We start from the raw sequence: 16,821 nt of genomic DNA, 5'->3' as shown, positions 1-16,821 counted from the left end.
GGCGGGCCGGAGACGGTCGCGGCCACCGTCGAGCTGCTGAAGGTCGAGCGGATCGACCACGGGATCCGCGCGATGGAGGACCCGGAGGTCGTCGCGATGCTCCGCGAGCGCCGCATCCCGGTGACGGTGTGCCCGCTGTCGAACGTCGCCCTGCGCGCGGTGGACACGATGGCCGACCACCCGCTGCCCGCGATGCTCCGCGAGGGACTCGTCGTGACGGTCTCGAGTGATGACCCGCCCTACTTCGGCGGCTACGTGGATGAGAACTACCGCGCCCTGGTCGAGGAGCTGGGGATGGACGACGCGCAGCTCGAGCAGCTGGCGCTCAACTCCTTCGACGCGGCGTTCATCACGGAGGAGGACCGCGAGCGCTGGCAGGCGGAGGTGCGCGAGCACTTCGCGCGGTGAGCGCGCCACTGCCCGGAGAACGATCGTTCCCACCCCGTCTCCGGGCACTGCGCTCTCGTTCCGCGGGCGCGCGCCTCCGCGCCCGCCCTACGCTGGCCGGATGACCCGATCCGACGGCACGCGATGAGCTGGGTGCTCCTCACCGGCGCGATCCTCACCGAGGTGACGGCGTCGCTCGCCCTCCAGGCCGCGATCGAGTCGCCGGGCTGGTACGCGCTCGTGGTGGCGGGCTACCTGGCGGCGTTCGTCCTCCTCAGCCGGGTGCTCAGGGCCGGCATGCCGATCGGAGTCGCCTACGGCGTGTGGGGCGCGTGCGGCGTCGCGCTGACGGCGGTCCTCGCGGCCGTGCTCTTCGGGCAGCCTCTGACGGGCGTGATGACGGTCGGGCTGGTGCTGATCATCGCAGGCGTGCTGATGGTCGAGATCGGCTCGCAGCGAGCGCAGGCCGCGCGCCGGGCGGCGCACTGATGGCCTGGCTGCTGCTCTCGGGCGCGATCCTCACCGAGGTCGCCGCGACGATGAGCCTCAAGCCCGCGACGGACGGCCGGAAGCGCTGGTACGTCGTGGTCGGAGTCGGCTACGTCGTCGCGTTCTCGCTGCTGGCCGGGGCGCTCGCCCAGGGCATGCCGATCGGGGTCGCCTACGGGATCTGGGCGGCGGTCGGAGTCGCGCTGACCGCGGTGCTCGGGCGCTGGCTGTTCCAGGACCCGCTGACCTGGACGATGCTCGGCGGGATCGGCCTGATCATCGCCGGCGTGCTGCTGGTGGAGCTCGGGCACTGACCTGCCGGCGGTCGCGGCGGCGGGAGCGCCTCCCGGTCAGCGGTTGTCGCGGCGGTAGCGCGCCTGCCGGCCGGCGATGTGGAGGCCGAACCCGGTGACCGCGACGGCGAACGCCACGAGCACGCCGACGAACGCGATCTCGTCGCCCGCTCCGACCGCCACGGCCGCGACGGCGAGCCCGATCAGCGCGAAGGCGATCACCACGGCTCCGACGATCTCGAGAGGGCTCCACGCGGTCATGGCTCCAGCGTGCGCGCAGAGTCGCGCGCGGGCAAGGGGCGGCGGGCGAACAGGGCACGACGTCCCGACGACGTCCGATCGTGCTCGACATCCGTCGCGCAGGAGTCGGAGCGCGTCCTAGACTCGCCTCGCGGTGCCGCCGCCTGATCACGCTCACCGATGGAGGTGCACGGTCGTCTCCGCGTCCGGATCGCTGCCCCTCTGGGCAGGCGCGCTCGCCCTGCGCCGCTGGCGCACCTCGTCGGGCCTGCTCGCTCTGGTGCTGGCCGTCGCCGTGGTCGCGGGCTCCGTGCTCTGCGGCGCCTTCCTCCTGGTGCGCTCGGCCGAGCAGAGCGGAGTGAGCGGAGCGCTCAGCGCTCTCCCGCCCGACCGCGTCGACGTGACGGTCCGCGTCCTCGAGCCCTCCAGCCCCGTGGCCGGGTCGCGGGCGGACGTCGACGCCGCCACCCGCGCCGGCTACGGACCCGGCGTCTCCTTCACGAGCACCGGCTGGGCCACCTCCGACTGGGCGACCACGCCGGACGGCGTCTACTCCTTCCTCGCCGAGCTCGACGACCCCGGCGCCGAGGCCGAGCTGGTCGCGGGCTCCTGGCCCACCGCCGCCCCCGGCGTCGCGCTGCCCGAGAGCGCCGCGCGCTCGCTCGGCCTGACCGTCGGCGGCACTCTGGTGCTCGGCGGATCCGGGTTCCGGATCGACGCGGTGTACCGGGCCGGAGCGGGCACCTTCTGGGAGAACGACCCACTGCTCGCGCAGGGCGACGCCGAGGGGTTCCCCGAGCCGGACCGCTCCTTCTACTCGCCGGTCCACGCCGTGGGTCCGCTGCTCGCCGCTCCGGGCGGAGTCGACGCGTCGGGGATCGCCCCGGCGCAGCTGCTCGCCGTCGAGCGGCCCTCCTTCGCGCAGACGGGGGCCGACGGACTGACCGCTCTGCGCTCGGCCGCCGGAGACGCCGAGACCGCGATCGCGCTGGCGGCCGCGCCGCCGGGTGGCACGCTCTTCGTGGACACCGGGCTTCCGACCGCGCTCTACGACGTCGCGGCCGGGCTCGCGACCACCCGCGCGGCGGCGCTCGTCGTCGCCCTGCTGCTCGTGGTCGTGCTGGCGGCCTCGGCCTCGGCCGTCACGCGCCTCCTCGCCGAGTCGCGGGCGGAGGAGCTGGAGCGGCTGCGCGAGCGGGGAGCGACCGGGCTCCAGCGCCTGGTCACCGTCGCGGTCGACGCTCTCGCGGTGGCGGTGGCGATCGCAGCGGCGAGCCCGTGGGGCGGCGTGCTGCTGCACGCCCTGGTCGCCTCCGCGCCCCCGCTCGACGCCGCCGGGCTGCCGCGCTGGGTGCTGCCGGACGCCCCGGTCGTGCTCTGCGCCGTCGCGGTGGCGGCCGTCGTGGGCCTGCTCCTGCTGCGGCCCGCCGGCCGGGACGCAGTCCGGCCGCCCCTCGCGGCGGCGGGCCAGGCGGTCGTCGTCGTCGTCGCCGCGCTGCTGGTCTGGCGAGCGGCCGGCCCTGTCGGCAGCGGCGACCTCCTCCTCGCGCTCACCCCCGCCGTCCTGCTGAGCGGGCTCGCGATCGTCGGGGCGCGGCTGGCGGATGCGTGCGCCCGGCCGGTCGCGGCCCTCGCCGTCCGCTCCCGCGGCGCGGTCGCTCCCCTGGCCGGCTGGTTCGCGGCCCGCGGCTCCGGCCGCTCCTCGGGCGTCGTGCTGGTGGCACTCACGGTCGGCGCCTCGGTAATCGCGCTCGGCACCAGCGCGACCTGGCAGGAGGCGGTCCGCGAGGAGGCGGCCGTCGCCGTGGGGGCCCCCGCCCGCCTGGACGAGTCGACGACGGCGTCTCCGGTGCTCCGCCGCCAGAGCCTGGTGGCGAAGAAGCTGCAGGAGGGCGTCGAAGCGGAGGCGCCCGGCTCCGCGGCTCAGCTGCTCGCGCTCGACGCCACCGCCCGCGGCCTGCTCGCGCACAGCCCCGACGAGCAGGTCCGCACCTCGGGCAGTGCTCTGGAGGAGGCGCTGCCGGCGAGCGACCTCGACGAGACCGGTCCGCTCCTCCCCCGCGGAACCGCCGCCCTGCAGGCCCGGGCCGTCGTGACGGGTCCGGACGGGCTCCAGGTCGCGCTCACCGCGATCCTCGCCGACGCGCGGGGAGCGCTGACTCCGGTGCCGCTGGGCGCGCTGACCGCCCCCGCCGAGCCTGCGGCAGTGACCTCGAGCGCCCTCGACTCCTCCGGCGATCTGAGGCTGGTCGGCGTGACCGCGACCCTCAGCGGCGCCGAGACGGAGGGCGCCGTCGGCGTCGACGTCGTTCTCGACGAGTGGTCCGCGCAGGGAGCCGACGGCAGCGCCGCTCCCGTCGCGCTCACGGACGCCGCGACCTGGGCGGGCTCCGTGCAGGGCGACGTCTCGCTGCCGCCCGAGGTCGAGGTGGGAGCGGACGCTCTGCGGATCACGGTCGGCGCCCAGCTCTTCCCGCCCCCGCTGACCTACGGGGCCGTGGGCTGGAACGCCGGCGCTCCGATCGGCGCCGTCCTCCCGGCCGCCCTCGCGGACGACCTCGACGTGATCCCCGGCGCAGACCTCACCGCCTTCGTCGCAGGAACGCCCGTCGTGCTGCGGGTCGCGGGCGAGACCGCCGGAGTGCCCGGAGCGGCGACCGGCGACGACCTCGACGCGCTCGCCGCCGGCCTCCCCTCCACCTCGCGCGCGGAGTCGACGATCGTCGTCGACGCCAGGGCCCTCGCCCACCGGCTGCTCGAGGCCCGCGCCTCGGGCGCCTTCGCCGACGAGTACTGGAGCGAGGCCGACGATCGGGTCCCCGCGGACGCCGTGTCCCCCGGGTCCCTCGCCGAGCGCATGCTCGCGGCCCCTCTGCGCGCCGAGATCCCTGCGACCGCCGCGGTCGTCGTCTGGGCGAGCCTCCTGCTCGCGCTCGCGGGCTTCGGCGCACGAGCCGCCGCCGTGGGCCGGGCGAGGAGGCTCGAGGCCGCCCAGCTGCGGGCGGTCGGCCTCTCGCGCCGCGGCGTGCTCGCCGTGCTCACGGCCGACGAGATCGCCTCGGCTCTCGCAGGAGCGGTCACGGGCCTGCTCGCCGGCTGCGCGGTCCTCGCCTTGGTGGGAACGCGGATCGCGGGCGCCGGACGCGCAGACGCGGTCACCCTGATCATCCCGTGGCAGGCGCTCGCCCTCGTGCCCATCGGCCTGCTCCTCGCGCTCGGGGCCGTCTCCCTCGCCCTCGCGCTCGCGCAGCGGCGGCTCCCGCTGCCCGACCTCCTCCGGGCGGGGGCGGACGGATGAGCGGAGTCGTGGCCGCGGCCTTCCTCGTCCTGCGCCGCGCGCGCCGCGACCTGCTCGCCCTGCTCGGCGTGCTCGTCCTCACCGCCGTCACGGCCGCGCTCGCACTCGCCGTGCCCGTGCAGATCGACACCACCCTCGACCGCGCCGCCGCGGAGGCCGTGGACGCGGCCGGGACGGACGCCGACCTGCTGCTGCGCTCCTCCGTCGCCGACCCCGCGGGCTACGCCACCACCACCGCCCGCCGCCTCCTCGACTACGCGGCCGAGGTCCCCGAGCGGCTGCCCGCAGCCCTGACCGCCGTGGCATCGGGGATCCACGTCGGGATCCTCGGGCCCGAGCTGTCCGCCATGGCCCCGCTCGGCGGAGTGCAGGTCCGGCTCGGCGTCCTCGATCCGGCGGAGTCGGACGCGCTCCGCGTCGTCTCCGGGGCGCTGCCGGCGGACGACGCGGGCGAGGGCCCGGCGGACGTGGCCGTCTCCTCCGCCACCGCCGCCGCGACCGGCCTCGAGGTCGGCGACCTGCTGACCGTCGCTCAGGGCCCGGTCCTCCGCGTCGCGGGCGTCGTCGAGGCCGCCGATCCGGTCGGCGCGGCCTGGACCGATCTGCCCGGACTCTGGCAGCCCGCCTCCTCGTCCTCACGGGGAGGGGCCGCCCGGCCCGCGGTCACCGTGCTCACCGGAGCCGACACCCTCGACCGAGTGGGCCCGCTCCTGCCCGAGGCCGCGCTCGGCACCGTGCGGGTGGGTCTGGACCCGGCCCGCTTCGACCTCGAGCGCGAGCGGAGCGCCGGCCTCGCGATCGACGCCCTCGAGACCTCGACCGCGGACATCACCGAGGGTGCACCCCTGTCGGTCACCGCGCTGTCGGGCTACGAGGAGGCGCTCGACGCTTTCCCCACGGCCGTGTCCGCCGCGACGGCGCAGCTCTCGACCCTGGCCGCGGGGCTCCTGGGCGTCGCGGTGCTGGTCGCGGTGCTCGCGAGCACGGCCCTGGCGGCGCGGCGACGGGCCGAGATCGGGCTGCTCCGCTCTCACGGCGCGACCCTCGGCCTGATCGGTGCGCACGCCGCCGCCGAGTCGCTGCTCGTGACCGCCCTCGGCTGCGCTCTCGCCGCGCTGATCGTGCCACCGCACTCCCCCGTCCTCCTGATCGCCGCCGCGACGGTCCTCGTCGTCTCGCCCGTGGTCGCGACGCTCCGGCCTCTGCAGCGGCCCCTGCCCGCCCCGCGGCGGCGCGCTGTGCGGCTCGCGGCGGTCGGCGTGCTGTCCGTCGCCGCACTGACGGCGGTCCTGGCGCTCCGCGGCGGGTCCGGCGCGTCCGGCGTCGATCCGCTGGCCCTCGTCGCCCCGGTGCTCACGGCGGCGGTGGTCGCTCTCGCGCTCTCGCCCGTCTCCGCGCTCGCTGCCGCGCCGCTCGTCCGGCTCGCTCGCCGCAGCCGCGGGCCGGCGGCTCTGCTGGCCGGATCGAGCGCTCAGGAGGGGACCTCGCGGCTGGCGCTGGTCGCGGTCGTCCTCGCGGCGAGCGCCGCCGTGGCCTCGACGGTGCTGCTGCAGACGGTCGCGTCGGGGCAGGAGTCGGCCTCGTGGCGGGCGGTCGGCGCTGATCTGCGGATCGATGCCGCAGCCGACGGGCCCGCTCTGGCCGTCGAGCTCGCCGCCGCGGGCGACACCGCCGCCGCGCTCTCGAGGATCGACGGGGTCCAGGCCGAGGGACCGACGAGCCAGGTCACGGCGACGGTCCTCGGCGTCGACTCCGACTACGCACGACTGCTCGCTGTCCTGCCGCCCGAGGCACTGCCGAGCTCCGACCCGCCCGCGGTCCCGCCGAGCAGCGAGCCGGTTGCCGGCGGTCCCCTCCCGGTGCTGGTCGATCGCCGCCTGGCGAGCACCGTCGGGGACGGGACCTTCGTGCTCGACATCGACGGCGTGCGGATCGACGCGAGGGTCGCAGGCCCGCCGATCCCCCGAGCGGAGTGGGTGGGCCGCCCCGTCGCCGTCGTCGACCGCGCTCTGCTGGCGGAGGCGCTCGGCGCCGAGCCCGCAGCCGGCACGGTGCTCGCCGTCGGGCCGGTCGCGCGGGCCGACGGCGCGGTCCTGCGCTCGTCCGTCCTCGCGGAGAGCCGCGACGGCGCTCTGGTGTCCGGGGTCCGCGACGCGACCGTGCAGTCGCTCCTCGCCACCGGCGCTCTCGCGGTGCTGGCCGTCCTGGCGACCACCGTGCTCGGTGCGCGCCGGCGCGGGGGCACCCTCGCGCTCCTCCGCGCCCTCGGCCTCCCCGACCGCGCGGGACTGCCGCTCGCCGCCGGCGAGCTCGTGCCCCTGGTGCTGTGCGGCGTGGTCGGCGGGACGCTGGCCGCTGCCGTCGTCCTCGCCGCCGCCTGGCCGGCCTTCGGAGTGGACACCCTCGTCGGCGGACCTGCCGCGGTCTCCGTCCCCCTCCTGCTCCCGCTCGGTGTGCTCGCCGCAGCGGCCGCCGCCCTCGCGCTGGCCCTCGCGGTCGACGTGCCGCTCTCCCGCCGTGTCCGCACGGCCGACATCCTGCGTTCCGGGGAGGAAGCATGACTCTCACCAGCGCTCTCGCGCAGACCACGACCGGCGACTTCGGAGCGGAGTCGCTCATCGCCTGCGACAGCCTCGTCCGCGTCTTCCGCGCCGGCGGAGTCGAGGTCCAGGCCCTGCAGGGACTGGACCTGCTCGTCGACGAGGGGGACGTGCTCGCGATCGTCGGCGCCTCCGGATCGGGCAAGTCGACCCTGCTCGGGATCCTGTCCGGACTGGACGCCCCGACCGCCGGCCGCGCCCGCCTCGCCGGCCACGACCTGACCGCGCTGCGCGGAGCCGAGCTCGTGCGGTACCGGCGCTCGACGGTCGGATTCGTGCGCCAGCAGTCGTCCCACAACCTGCTGCCCGCCCTCACCGCCGCCGAGAACGTCGCCCTGCCGCTCGCGCTCGCCGGCCGCGGACGGCGGGAGCGGGCGGCCCGGGCGCACGAGCTGCTCGGCATGCTCGGCCTGGGCGAGCACGCGGACCGTCGACCCGCCCAGCTCTCGGGCGGGGAGCAGCAGCGGGTCTCGATCGCGGTCGCGCTCGCCGGAGCGCCGCGGGTGCTGCTCGCCGACGAGCCGACCGGACAGCTCGACGGCCGCACCGGCGACGAGGTGTTCGCGGCCCTGCGGGCGGTCAACGAGGCGCTGGGCTGCACGATCGTGATCGTCACCCACGACGCCGCGGTGGCGGGGCAGGTCCGGCGGACGGTCGCCATCCGCGACGGCCGCATCTCCTCCGAGACCCTCCGGAGGGAGGAGCTCGACGGCAGCGGAGCCGCCACCCTGTCGGAGGAGGAGTTCGCCGTCCTCGACCGCGTCGGCCGCCTGCAGCTGCCCGCCGAGTACCGGCGTGCGCTCGAGCTGAACCACCGGGTGCGGCTGACGCTCGAGAGCGATCACGTCGGGGTGTGGCCGCAGCGCGCGGCGGGCGGACGCGAGGAGCCCGCTCCCGATCCCGGCGGCACCGCACCGGCCGGGGGTGCCCGATGACCGACGTGCTCGTCGTCGACGGCCTCACCCGCCGCTTCCGCACCCCGGCGGGGGACGTGACCGCCCTGCACGACGTGTCCTTCCGCGTCCCCCGCGGCGAGATCGTCGCCCTCTCCGGCCGGTCCGGCTCCGGCAAGACGACGCTCCTGAACTGCGTCAGCGGCCTCGACGTCCCCACCGCCGGCAGCGTGCTGCTCGACGGCGAGCCGGTCACCGGCCTCGACGAGGCGGCGCGCACCCGACTGCGGCGCGACTCGATCGCCTTCGTGTTCCAGACCTTCGGACTCCTGCCGCACCTCACGATCGCCGAGAACGTCGGCCTCCCCCTCCGCCTGCGCCGCGAGGAGCCGGGGGCGCGGGAGGACCGCGTCGCCCACCTCCTCGATCTGGTCGGCCTGGCCGGACGCGGGCGCTCCCGCCCGGGCGAGCTCTCGGGCGGGCAGCAGCAGCGCGTGGCTCTCGCGCGCGCCCTCGCCGGCTCTCCGCGCCTGCTGATCGCCGACGAGCCGACCGGCCAGCTCGACGCCGCGACCGGAGCGGCCGTCATGGATCTGCTGCGCACCGTCGTGCAGACCGAATCGGCGACCGCGCTCATCGCCACCCACGACCTCTCGGTGCAGGCGTCGGCCGACCGGGTGCTGCGGATCGCGGAGGGCACGCTCGTCCGGGGCCGCCATGCGGCCTGAGCCCGCTCCGTCCGTCCCCGCCGGAACCCCGCCGCCCGCTCTCCCCGCGGCGGCGGCGGCCCCTAGGCTCGACGGCGTGACCGCCTCCGTCCCCGCTCCTCCGTCCCGGCCCCGCGACGTCGTCGGCATCGTCGGCCTCGTCCTCGCGATCGTCCTCGTCCTCGCGCAGATCGGGCGGACCGCGCTCACCACGGCCGTCCCGGTCCTCGCGTTCCAGGGCGGCTTCGACACCGCGCAGATCGGGGCGCTCTTCGCCGCCCTCGGGGTCACGATGCTCGTGCTCGCGACGGCGACCGCGATCGTCGGCGTCATCGGCGTCGCGCGGAAGGACCGCGCCCGGCTGCTCTCGGCCGTCACGCTCGGCGTCGGCGCCAGCGTCGCGATCGTCGAGCTGGGAGCGCTCGTCGTCCCGCCCCTGGTCGGCCTCTCGCTCCAGTACTGACGAGGCCCGCCGGAGCGCATCCGCCCCGCGGCCTCGCAGGATCCGCACGGCGCCGCGTCCGTTCCTCGCGCTCCCCTGCGCCGCGACGGCCCTGCCGACTCCCCCGCGATGCGCCAGGATGGGGGCATGACGACACGCGTGGACGGCCTCTTCGTCTACCCGGTGAAGGGCCTGACCCCGCAGCCGCTCCCCCGCGTCGAGCTCACCGCCGGCCGCGGCGTCCCCTTCGACCGCACGATCGCCCTCGCCCGCCCCGGCGGCGCCTACCGGCCCGGCATGCGGCACGGCATCTCCAAGCGCGAGTACTTCGTCCTCGTCGCCGAGGCCCGCCTCGCCGGCCTGACCACGCACCTCGACCCCGACAGCGGAGTGCTCACCGTCGACGTCCGCGGCCACCGGGTCCTCTCCGCCGACCTGGGCGCGGAGGACGGACGGGCCGCACTGCGCTCCTTCGCCGCCCGAGTGCTCGACCTGCCGCCCGGCGTCGAGCCCGTGATCGCCCAGGACGCGGGGCGCCGCTACACCGACACCGCCCACAACTCCGACGTCGAGATGGAGTACGTCTCGCTGATCAACCTGGCCAGCGTCCGCGACCTCGCCGAGCGCACCGGCCGGAGCGTCGATCCGCTGCGGTTCCGCGGGAACATCCACCTCGAGGGGCTGCCCGCGTGGAGCGAGCTCGAGCTGCTCGGCCGCGAGCTGAGCGCGGGCGGGCTGCGGCTGCGGATCACGAAGGCCACCGAGCGGTGCGCTGCGACCGAGGTCGAGCCGGGCACCGGTCGGCGCGACCTGCCGGTCCCCCGGCTGCTGCACGAGACCTACGGCCACGAGCTCCTCGGCGTCTACGCGGAGGTCCTCGACGGCGGCACGCTCGGCGTGGGCGACGAGCTGGTGCTCCGTGGCTGAGCTGCGGCTCGTGGTGGCCGAGCGCGAGGCGCTCACCCCGGCCGTCACCCGCTTCGTGCTGCGGCGCGAGGACGGCGCCCCGCTGCCCGGCTACTCGGCCGGCGCGCACCTCACGCTCACGACCCCCTCCGGCGAGCGGCGCAGCTACAGCCTCGTCGAGCCGGGATCCGCGGAGCCGTCGCATTACGCGATCGCGGTGCGCCGGGAGCCCGGGGGCCGGGGCGGATCGCGGAGCCTCCACGACGACGTCCGCGTCGGCGACGTCCTCTCCTCCGCGCCGCCCGCGAACACCTTCGCCCTCCGGCCCGCCGCCCGCTACCTCCTGATCGCCGGCGGGATCGGGGTCACCCCGATCCGCGCGATGGCCGCCGAGCTCCGGGCGCAGGGCTCGGCCGTGCAGGTCGTCTACCTCAGCCGCACCCCTGAGGACACCGCGTGGCTCGACGAGTTCTCCGCCGACGGCTCCCTCGTGCACCACAGCGCGATCCACGGCCGGCTCGACCTCTGGCCGCTCGTCGCCGAGCCCGATGACGACGCCCGGATCTACTGCTGCGGTCCGTCCGCGCTGATCGACGAGGTCCTCGCCGTCACGATGCACTGGCGGCCGAGCCGGATCCACGTCGAGGACTTCGCGGGCGTCGACGCCGTCGGCGACCGGGCCGTCCCCTTCGCCGCCGTCTGGGAGCCGACCGGAGCCGTCGTGGAGGTCCCGGCCGACCGCTCGCTCCTCACCGCGCTCCGCTCCTCCGGGATCGACGTCGACTCCTCCTGCGAGTCGGGCACCTGCGGCACCTGCCGCCTGCGCCTCGTCGGCGGGACGGCGGAGCACCGCGACCTGGTGCTGACCCCCGAGGAGCAGGACCGCTGGATCATGCCGTGCGTCTCGCGCTCCGCCGGCGGCGAGCTGGTCGTCGCCCCGGAATGACGGAGTGACGGAGTGACGGAGCCGGTCCCCACGCGCGCCGGCCGACACGCGTCGGCCGTCGTGTGACGCCGCGTGACGGGCGCCCGGCGCCCGGTCCCCCGCATGCCTAGGCTCCCGGACGGGGGACCACGACCGTCACGACCGAAGGACTTCCGATGACCAGCACCTCCGTCCGCACCCAGCTCGACGAGTTCACCGTCGGCTTCGACGACACGGTCGGCCCCGAGCTCGCCGCCGTCTTCTCCGGCGAGCGCGACGACCTCGTCGCCGCCGGCGCCCCGAGCGGAGCCGTCACCGCCGGCGACGCGCTCCCCTCCGCCTCCGTCGTGACCGTCGACGGCGACACCGTCGACCTCGCGGACGTCCTCGGCGCGGGCCCGGCCGTCCTCGTCTTCTACCGCGGAGCCTGGTGCCCGTACTGCAACATCACGCTCAAGCACTACAACGAGACCCTCGCCCCCGAGCTCGCGTCGCGCGGAGTCGCCCTCGTCGCGATCAGCCCGCAGACCCCCGACGGGTCGCGCGCGGCGGTCGCGAACGGCGATCTGGGCTTCACCGTCGTCTCCGACCCCGGCAACACGCTCGCGAGCGCTCTCGGCATCGTCACCGCCCCCAGCGGCGACGCGCAGGAGGCGCACACCGCGCTCGGCTTCGCCGTGAAGGACAGCAACGCCGACGACACCCCGGCCGTCCCGTACCCGACCGTCCTGGTCGTCGACGCCGACCGGATCGTCCGCACGGCGGACGTGCACGTCGACTACACGACGCGCACGGAGACCGAGGAGATCCTCGCCGCCGTCGACGCGCTCTGACACCTCCGCTCGCACCCTGAGCACGCGCGGCGGTCGAGCGCACCCCCTCGCCCGCCGCGCCGCCGCTCCCTAGGCTCGACCCGTGACAGCGGAGACGGACGTGCTCGTGGTCGGCGGCGGTCCGGTCGGACTCCTGCTCGGCGCGCTCCTGGCACGGGCGGGCACGGACGTGCAGGTGTGGGAGCGGCGCTCCTCGGTGCCGCGCGGCTCGCGGGCGATCGGCATCCATCCACCGTCGCTCGACGCGTTCGCCGCGGTCGGCGCCGATGCTCCCGTGCTGGCCGAGGCCACCCGGGTCCGCGAGGGCGTCGCGCGCAGCCGGGGCCGCACCCTCGGCACGCTCTCGTTCGCGCGCGCCTCCGCGACGCACCCCTACGTCGTCACCCTCGACCAGCACCGCACGGAGGCGATCCTCCGCGAGCGCCTCGAGGCGGCGTCCCCGGACGCGCTGCGCCCCGGGGTCGCGCTGACCGGCCTGCTCCGTCGCGGCTCCACCGTCGAGGCGACCGGCACCGGGCCGGGCGGCGAGCCGGTCTCCGTCCGCGCCGCCTTCGTCGTGGGAGCCGACGGCGCCCGGAGCACCGTCCGCGACCTGCTCGGGATCCGCACCACCGGCCGCGACTACCCGGACCGCTACGTGATGGGGGACTTCGCCGACCCCGAGCCCGGCGGTCTCACCGGCACCGCGCTGGTCGACGTCGGCCCGGCCGGAGTGGTGGAGTCCTTCCCGCTGCCGGGCGGCCGGCGCCGGTACGTCGCCCTGAGCGGCCCCGACCGCTCCCTCGGCGCCCCCGCCTGGCGGCCCGAGGAGGCCCCCGACCAGGAGGCCGCGCGCGCCCTGGCCGCCGCTGTCCGCGACCGGACGGGCGCCGACGCCGACCCGGAGACCTGCTCGATGCTCAGCGGCTTCCAGGTGCGGCGCCGCGAGGCCGAGCGGATGGGCGTCGGCCGCGTCGTGCTCATCGGCGACGCCGCACACGAGATCAGTCCGATCGGCGGGCAGGGCATGAACCTCGGCTGGCTCGACGCCGCCGAGCTCGCCCCGCTCCTGGCCGGTGCCGTGCGCCGCGGCGAGGCCGGCCCCTGGCCCGGCTTCGCCCGGCGGCGCACCACCGCGGCCCGGCGCGCGGCGCGGCAGGCGGAGGCGAACATGGCGCTCGGACGCCCGCTCGGCACGCTCGCGCACCGCGGCCGCGAGGCGTTCCTCCGCACCGCCCTCGCCCTGCCGACCTCGGACCTGCTCGCCCGCGTCTACGCGATGCGCTGGTCCTGAGACCGCCGGCGGCCGGTCAGCCGACCAGCCGCGCGCCCGCCAGCCCGAGCTCGACCACCAGCACGAGCGAGGCCGCGATCACCAGCCGGAACAGGGTGCGCGTGGGCGGGCCGGTCAGCACCAGGCGGATGCCCGCCGCGGCGAGCACGACCACCACGAGGGTCCCGATCACCGCGAGCACCACGCCCGTCCCGCGCACCGGCTGGTCGCCGACGAGCTGTCCGACGAGCACGAGCAGCGCGGCGACCACCAGCGACCCGAAGGCGACGACTCCGGAGAGCCGCAGGCCGAGGCGGTGCGGGAAGCCGCGGACCCCGGTGGCCTCGTCGTCGACCAGGTCGGGGAGCACGTTCGTGCAGTGGATCGCGACGCCGAACACGGCGCCGGTCGCGATCGCCCACCAGGCGGGGAGCCGGCCGTCGCCCGCCGCCACCGCCACCACCGGCAGCAGCCCGAAGGCGACCACGAACGGAGCGACCGACCAGACCGTGCGCTTGAGCCCCGCGTCGTAGGCCCAGCCCGCGGCGACCAGCACCAGGTGCGCGACCGCGGCGACCGGTCCGAGCAGCAGCGAGAGCACCACGGCGGCCGCGGCCGTCCCCAGTGCGGCGGCGCGGACGGCGCCCACGCCGATCAGCCCCTGCGCGACCGGCTTGTCGGTGCGCCCCACCGCGCGGTCGCGGTCGGCGTCGATCCAGTCGTTCGCGAGCCCGATCGAGAGCTGCCCGAGCAGCACGGCGAGCGCCACCAGCACGACCTGCCCGAGCGGATGCCCGGACGCCGCCGCGATCACGGTCGCCAGCACGGTGACCGTCACGGTCGGCCCGGGGTGCGACGAGGCCAGCAGGAGTCGCACCCGGGACGTCATCCCGCCAGCCTACGGTCGCGACGGCACAACGGGGCGCCGGTCGCGCTCCCCGCCCCGGAGCGGGATCCAGCGTGGTTCGAGCGCGGCGCCCTCATCAGCCCGCGACGGGAATGGCCCGGGATGGGGCAGGGTTGCACCACCCGGCATCCCGACTCAGGAAGAAGGCCTCGTGGACCTCGTGCACTGGCTGTTCGACGCGCAGATCGTCATCGGCGAGCAGACCGTCCTCTGGCGGGAGGTCATCGGCAACGTCTTCGGGCTCCTCAGCGCCCTCGGCGGGATGCGGCGGAAGGTCTGGGCCTGGCCCGTCGGCCTCGTCGGCAACGTGCTGCTGTTCACGGTCTTCATGGGCGCCCTGTTCGGCACTCCGAACCCCGTCAACCTGCTCGGCCAGGCCGGGCGGCAGGTGATGTTCATCCTGGTCAGCGTCTACGGCTGGTACCGGTGGACCCACCGCCCCGACGACTCCGCCACCCTGATCGAGCCGCGGTGGGCGTCGTGGCGCACCCGCTGCCTGCTGGTGCTCGGGATGGTCGGCGGCACCGCGGTGCTGACCCCCGTGTTCCGCGCGCTCGGTTCCTACGAGCCGGTCTGGAGCGACGCGTGGATCTTCGTCGGCTCCGTCCTCGCCACCTACGGCATGGCGAAGGGCTGGACCGAGTTCTGGCTCATCTGGGTGGCCGTCGACCTGGTCGGCGTGCCGCTGCTGTTCTCGGCCGGGTACTACGCGTCGGGGCTGATGTACGTCTTCTACGGCGCGTTCACCCTGGTCGGCTTCTTCGTCTGGATGCGGCAGGGGACCCGTCCGTCCGCCGCTCCGATCACGGTCGGCTAGCTCTAGCAGCCCGCCGCCGCCGGCGGAAGTGGCCGTGCGGGAGGCGCTGTCGGTGGTCCACTGGGAGCGGAGGCGCCCGCCTCCCCCACCAGGAACGGACGCCATGCTCTCCCTCGTCTACTCCAGCCGCACCTCCGCCGGCTTCACGGACGCCGACCTCCCCGCGCTGCTCGCCCAGTGCCGCGCGAACAACGAGCGCCTCGGCCTGACCGGCATGCTCCTGCACCGCGACGGCCGGTTCCTCCAGGTGCTCGAGGGGCCGGACGAGGTCCTGCGCGAGCGGATGGCCGTCATCGCCGCCGACGAGCGCCACGCGCAGCTGCGCACCCTCCTCGAGGAGCCGATCCGGGAGCGGCTGTTCCCGGAGTGGTCGATGGCGTTCGAGTCCGCCGCCGACGCCGAGGCCGCCGGGCTGCGCACCTCCTTCGACGACCTCGACGACGCCGAGGCCGAGAGCGCGACGCTCCCGGCCCTGCGCGAGCTCATTCGCTTCTTCCGCGAGCGGAGCTAGGCGGAGCTGGGCGGAGCTGGCCGGGACGCCGGGATCGCGGTGGTTCCGCCGCCGGGACCCGACGCCCGTCACTCCTCCGCCGAGGGAGGAGCGAGCCGATCGAGCCGCGCCAGGAGCGGGGCGAAGCCGTCGCCGAGCAGGGCGCTCAGCGGCTCGCCGAACCAGAATCGCCAGACGGTGTCGAGCTCCTCGCCGGTGATCCGTCCTCGGCGCAGGAGGGTGCTCGCGATCGGGGCCGCCTCAGACGCGTACTCGTCGCGGGGAGCGCCGTCCTCGCGACCCGGCTCGAGTCCGTACGGATCGACCGCGCCCAGCTCCCGCAGGACGGCCGTCAGCATCGCGTCACGGCGTTCCGCGGTCGCGCCGTCCTGATCCGTCGGTGCTCGGCGCTTCATCGCGAGAAGGTTCCGAGCCCACTCCTCGTCGTCCATTCGCCGTCTCCGATCTCTCTGGATGCCGCGCCTTCTCGACGCCTTTCTCTTCTTTCGGCGCCGGCTCGTCGAGGCACAAGGGAACCGCCTCTCCGACGGCTTGTCATTCCCCCGCGAGAAAGGCGCGGACGCCTTCCCGCGTCAGTCCCGAGGCGACGGCGAGCCGGTGCTCTCCGGCCCCGAGTCGCGCGGCTCCGCGGAGTGCCGCGGCCTTTTCTCCGCCCTCGCCGGAAGTCCCGCTCCCGAATGCCGCGAATTCCGCGGACACCCGATCGAGAGCGTCGACGACATCGCCGGACACGCTCTCCGGCGGCTCGCCGAGATCGATGCGCCAGCCTCTCCCGGACTTCTCGTCGCTGTCGTTCACACGGAGGAAAGTACCCCGGACCGCAGGGCGGCGCCTGTGATCGCCCGACGCCGTCGCGCCCCAGGGATCCGTCGTCGACGTCCGAGCGCACACGCCTGCCGGTCCGGAGAGGACGGCCTTCGAGGACTGTCCCGCGGACCTCGTCGCCGTGCTCCGCTCCGATGCGGCCTTCGCCTCGGCCGAGGTCTTCGACGGCTGACCCGACCGCGGCGACCACCCGCTGCGACGACCGCGGGGCGGGGGCGCGGATCGCGTCGTTCCGGCGCGCCCGCACCAGCGGTGCCGGAACGTCCGGCCGATCCGGGAGCGGCACCCGTCCGAGCCGTCGAGGTTCCGTCGGTGTGCAGGCCCCCGCGCCGAGGGACGTAAAGTGTGCTCACACGCGCCCGCGGACGGGCGAGCCGCCCGTGAGGGCGCCCCGGTCCTGCGTCGGAGGCGCCGATCACAGAGAGCCGCGGTGCCCGATGCCGGAAGACAAGCCCGCGTCGCGGGCACCGAGCATCTACGACGTCGCCCGCGCGGC

18 protein-coding genes are annotated in these 16,821 nt (G+C 75.9%); 14 read left to right on the top strand and 4 right to left on the bottom strand.

Translation table 11 applies throughout. From position 1 onward, the window contains the following. The 3 genes from C5C27_RS12895 to C5C27_RS12885 all read left to right on the top strand — a co-directional run. Positions 1 to 408 (top strand): adenosine deaminase (locus C5C27_RS12895; RefSeq protein WP_374955281.1); only part of this gene is annotated, 408 nt, incomplete at its 5' end. A 123-nt stretch (positions 409 to 531) separates the two neighbouring features. After that, positions 532 to 876, top strand: a complete 345-nt coding sequence (locus C5C27_RS12890; RefSeq protein WP_104314589.1) for a multidrug efflux SMR transporter — start codon at positions 532 to 534, stop codon at positions 874 to 876. Beyond that, positions 876 to 1,190: a multidrug efflux SMR transporter gene (locus tag C5C27_RS12885; protein WP_104239710.1), complete on the top strand. Its 315-nt coding sequence runs from the start codon at positions 876 to 878 to the stop codon at positions 1,188 to 1,190. The genes C5C27_RS12890 and C5C27_RS12885 overlap by 1 nt, the downstream gene beginning before the upstream one ends. Before the next feature lie 36 nt (positions 1,191 to 1,226). Here C5C27_RS12885 and C5C27_RS12880 read toward each other — a convergent pair whose 3' ends face one another. Continuing rightward, positions 1,227 to 1,430 carry a hypothetical protein gene (locus tag C5C27_RS12880; protein WP_104314588.1) on the bottom strand — a complete coding sequence of 68 codons (204 nt, stop codon included), beginning with the start codon at positions 1,428 to 1,430 and terminating at the stop codon, positions 1,227 to 1,229. Positions 1,431 to 1,563: 133 nt separating this feature from the next. Between C5C27_RS12880 and C5C27_RS12875 the strand changes: the two genes are divergently transcribed. From C5C27_RS12875 to C5C27_RS12835, 9 genes are all read left to right on the top strand, one after another. Then, positions 1,564 to 4,707 carry an ABC transporter permease gene (locus C5C27_RS12875; RefSeq protein ID WP_104314587.1) on the top strand — a complete coding sequence of 1,048 codons (3,144 nt, stop codon included), beginning with the start codon at positions 1,564 to 1,566 and terminating at the stop codon, positions 4,705 to 4,707. Further along, positions 4,704 to 7,268, top strand: coding sequence for an ABC transporter permease (locus tag C5C27_RS18110; protein ID WP_104314586.1), 2,565 nt, complete (start codon positions 4,704 to 4,706; stop codon positions 7,266 to 7,268). The genes C5C27_RS12875 and C5C27_RS18110 overlap by 4 nt, the downstream gene beginning before the upstream one ends. Further along, positions 7,265 to 8,242, top strand: a complete 978-nt coding sequence (locus C5C27_RS12865) for an ABC transporter ATP-binding protein (protein ID WP_104314585.1) — start codon at positions 7,265 to 7,267, stop codon at positions 8,240 to 8,242. The genes C5C27_RS18110 and C5C27_RS12865 overlap by 4 nt, the downstream gene beginning before the upstream one ends. Beyond that, positions 8,239 to 8,928: an ABC transporter ATP-binding protein gene (locus C5C27_RS12860; protein ID WP_104239442.1), complete on the top strand. Its 690-nt coding sequence runs from the start codon at positions 8,239 to 8,241 to the stop codon at positions 8,926 to 8,928. The genes C5C27_RS12865 and C5C27_RS12860 overlap by 4 nt, the downstream gene beginning before the upstream one ends. Before the next feature lie 76 nt (positions 8,929 to 9,004). Then, entirely contained in the window at positions 9,005 to 9,370 is a 366-nt protein-coding gene (locus tag C5C27_RS12855; RefSeq protein ID WP_104314584.1) for a hypothetical protein, read from the top strand. Between the two features lie 126 nt (positions 9,371 to 9,496). Then, positions 9,497 to 10,276, top strand: coding sequence for an MOSC domain-containing protein (locus C5C27_RS12850; protein WP_181133536.1), 780 nt, complete (start codon positions 9,497 to 9,499; stop codon positions 10,274 to 10,276). After that, positions 10,269 to 11,201, top strand: coding sequence for a PDR/VanB family oxidoreductase (locus C5C27_RS12845; protein ID WP_104314583.1), 933 nt, complete (start codon positions 10,269 to 10,271; stop codon positions 11,199 to 11,201). The genes C5C27_RS12850 and C5C27_RS12845 overlap by 8 nt, the downstream gene beginning before the upstream one ends. Before the next feature lie 155 nt (positions 11,202 to 11,356). Next, complete coding sequence (locus C5C27_RS12840) at positions 11,357 to 12,013, top strand: peroxiredoxin-like family protein (RefSeq protein WP_104314582.1); 657 nt, start codon at positions 11,357 to 11,359, stop codon at positions 12,011 to 12,013. Positions 12,014 to 12,095: 82 nt separating this feature from the next. Beyond that, positions 12,096 to 13,286 carry an NAD(P)/FAD-dependent oxidoreductase gene (locus C5C27_RS12835; protein WP_104314581.1) on the top strand — a complete coding sequence of 397 codons (1,191 nt, stop codon included), beginning with the start codon at positions 12,096 to 12,098 and terminating at the stop codon, positions 13,284 to 13,286. A 16-nt stretch (positions 13,287 to 13,302) separates the two neighbouring features. Here C5C27_RS12835 and C5C27_RS12830 read toward each other — a convergent pair whose 3' ends face one another. Further along, the gene (locus tag C5C27_RS12830; protein WP_104314580.1) at positions 13,303 to 14,154 is read right to left on the bottom strand and encodes a UbiA family prenyltransferase; all 852 of its coding nucleotides are present in this window, start codon (positions 14,152 to 14,154) and stop codon (positions 13,303 to 13,305) included. A 169-nt stretch (positions 14,155 to 14,323) separates the two neighbouring features. On the opposite strand from C5C27_RS12830, the gene pnuC reads away from it, so the two are divergent. Next, on the top strand, positions 14,324 to 14,989 hold the full coding sequence (gene pnuC / locus C5C27_RS12825; RefSeq protein WP_104238233.1) for a nicotinamide riboside transporter PnuC: 666 nt from the start codon (positions 14,324 to 14,326) through the stop codon (positions 14,987 to 14,989). A 103-nt stretch (positions 14,990 to 15,092) separates the two neighbouring features. Next, on the top strand, positions 15,093 to 15,500 hold the full coding sequence (locus C5C27_RS12820; RefSeq protein ID WP_104238234.1) for a BLUF domain-containing protein: 408 nt from the start codon (positions 15,093 to 15,095) through the stop codon (positions 15,498 to 15,500). A 68-nt stretch (positions 15,501 to 15,568) separates the two neighbouring features. Here C5C27_RS12820 and C5C27_RS12815 read toward each other — a convergent pair whose 3' ends face one another. Both C5C27_RS12815 and C5C27_RS12810 read right to left on the bottom strand, forming a co-directional pair. Then, positions 15,569 to 15,895, bottom strand: a complete 327-nt coding sequence (locus C5C27_RS12815) for a hypothetical protein (protein ID WP_146079686.1) — start codon at positions 15,893 to 15,895, stop codon at positions 15,569 to 15,571. A gap of 139 nt (positions 15,896 to 16,034) precedes the next feature. Continuing rightward, on the bottom strand, positions 16,035 to 16,298 hold the full coding sequence (locus C5C27_RS12810) for a hypothetical protein (RefSeq protein ID WP_146079685.1): 264 nt from the start codon (positions 16,296 to 16,298) through the stop codon (positions 16,035 to 16,037). Positions 16,299 to 16,821 lie beyond the last annotated feature (523 nt).

This window comes from Rathayibacter sp. AY2B7 (assembly GCF_002931635.1).
In the GTDB taxonomy this organism is placed as follows: domain Bacteria; phylum Actinomycetota; class Actinomycetes; order Actinomycetales; family Microbacteriaceae; genus Rathayibacter.
The sequence above is the reverse complement of the archived record's forward strand: the minus strand, read 5'-3'. Positions and strand labels throughout refer to the sequence as shown.

What these genes read in the sequence shown, in the direction of transcription:
- C5C27_RS12890 (WP_104314589.1), top strand. Translation starts at nt 532, where the DNA reads ATGAGCTGGGTGCTCCTCACCGGCGCGATCCTCACCGAGGTGACGGCG.
- C5C27_RS12885 (WP_104239710.1), top strand. Translation starts at nt 876, where the DNA reads ATGGCCTGGCTGCTGCTCTCGGGCGCGATCCTCACCGAGGTCGCCGCG.
- C5C27_RS12880 (WP_104314588.1), bottom strand. Translation starts at nt 1,430, where the DNA reads ATGACCGCGTGGAGCCCTCTCGAGATCGTCGGAGCCGTGGTGATCGCC.
- C5C27_RS18110 (WP_104314586.1), top strand. Translation starts at nt 4,704, where the DNA reads ATGAGCGGAGTCGTGGCCGCGGCCTTCCTCGTCCTGCGCCGCGCGCGC.
- C5C27_RS12865 (WP_104314585.1), top strand. Translation starts at nt 7,265, where the DNA reads ATGACTCTCACCAGCGCTCTCGCGCAGACCACGACCGGCGACTTCGGA.
- C5C27_RS12860 (WP_104239442.1), top strand. Translation starts at nt 8,239, where the DNA reads ATGACCGACGTGCTCGTCGTCGACGGCCTCACCCGCCGCTTCCGCACC.
- C5C27_RS12850 (WP_181133536.1), top strand. Translation starts at nt 9,497, where the DNA reads ATGACGACACGCGTGGACGGCCTCTTCGTCTACCCGGTGAAGGGCCTG.
- C5C27_RS12840 (WP_104314582.1), top strand. Translation starts at nt 11,357, where the DNA reads ATGACCAGCACCTCCGTCCGCACCCAGCTCGACGAGTTCACCGTCGGC.
- C5C27_RS12830 (WP_104314580.1), bottom strand. Translation starts at nt 14,154, where the DNA reads ATGACGTCCCGGGTGCGACTCCTGCTGGCCTCGTCGCACCCCGGGCCG.
- C5C27_RS12820 (WP_104238234.1), top strand. Translation starts at nt 15,093, where the DNA reads ATGCTCTCCCTCGTCTACTCCAGCCGCACCTCCGCCGGCTTCACGGAC.
- C5C27_RS12815 (WP_146079686.1), bottom strand. Translation starts at nt 15,895, where the DNA reads ATGAAGCGCCGAGCACCGACGGATCAGGACGGCGCGACCGCGGAACGC.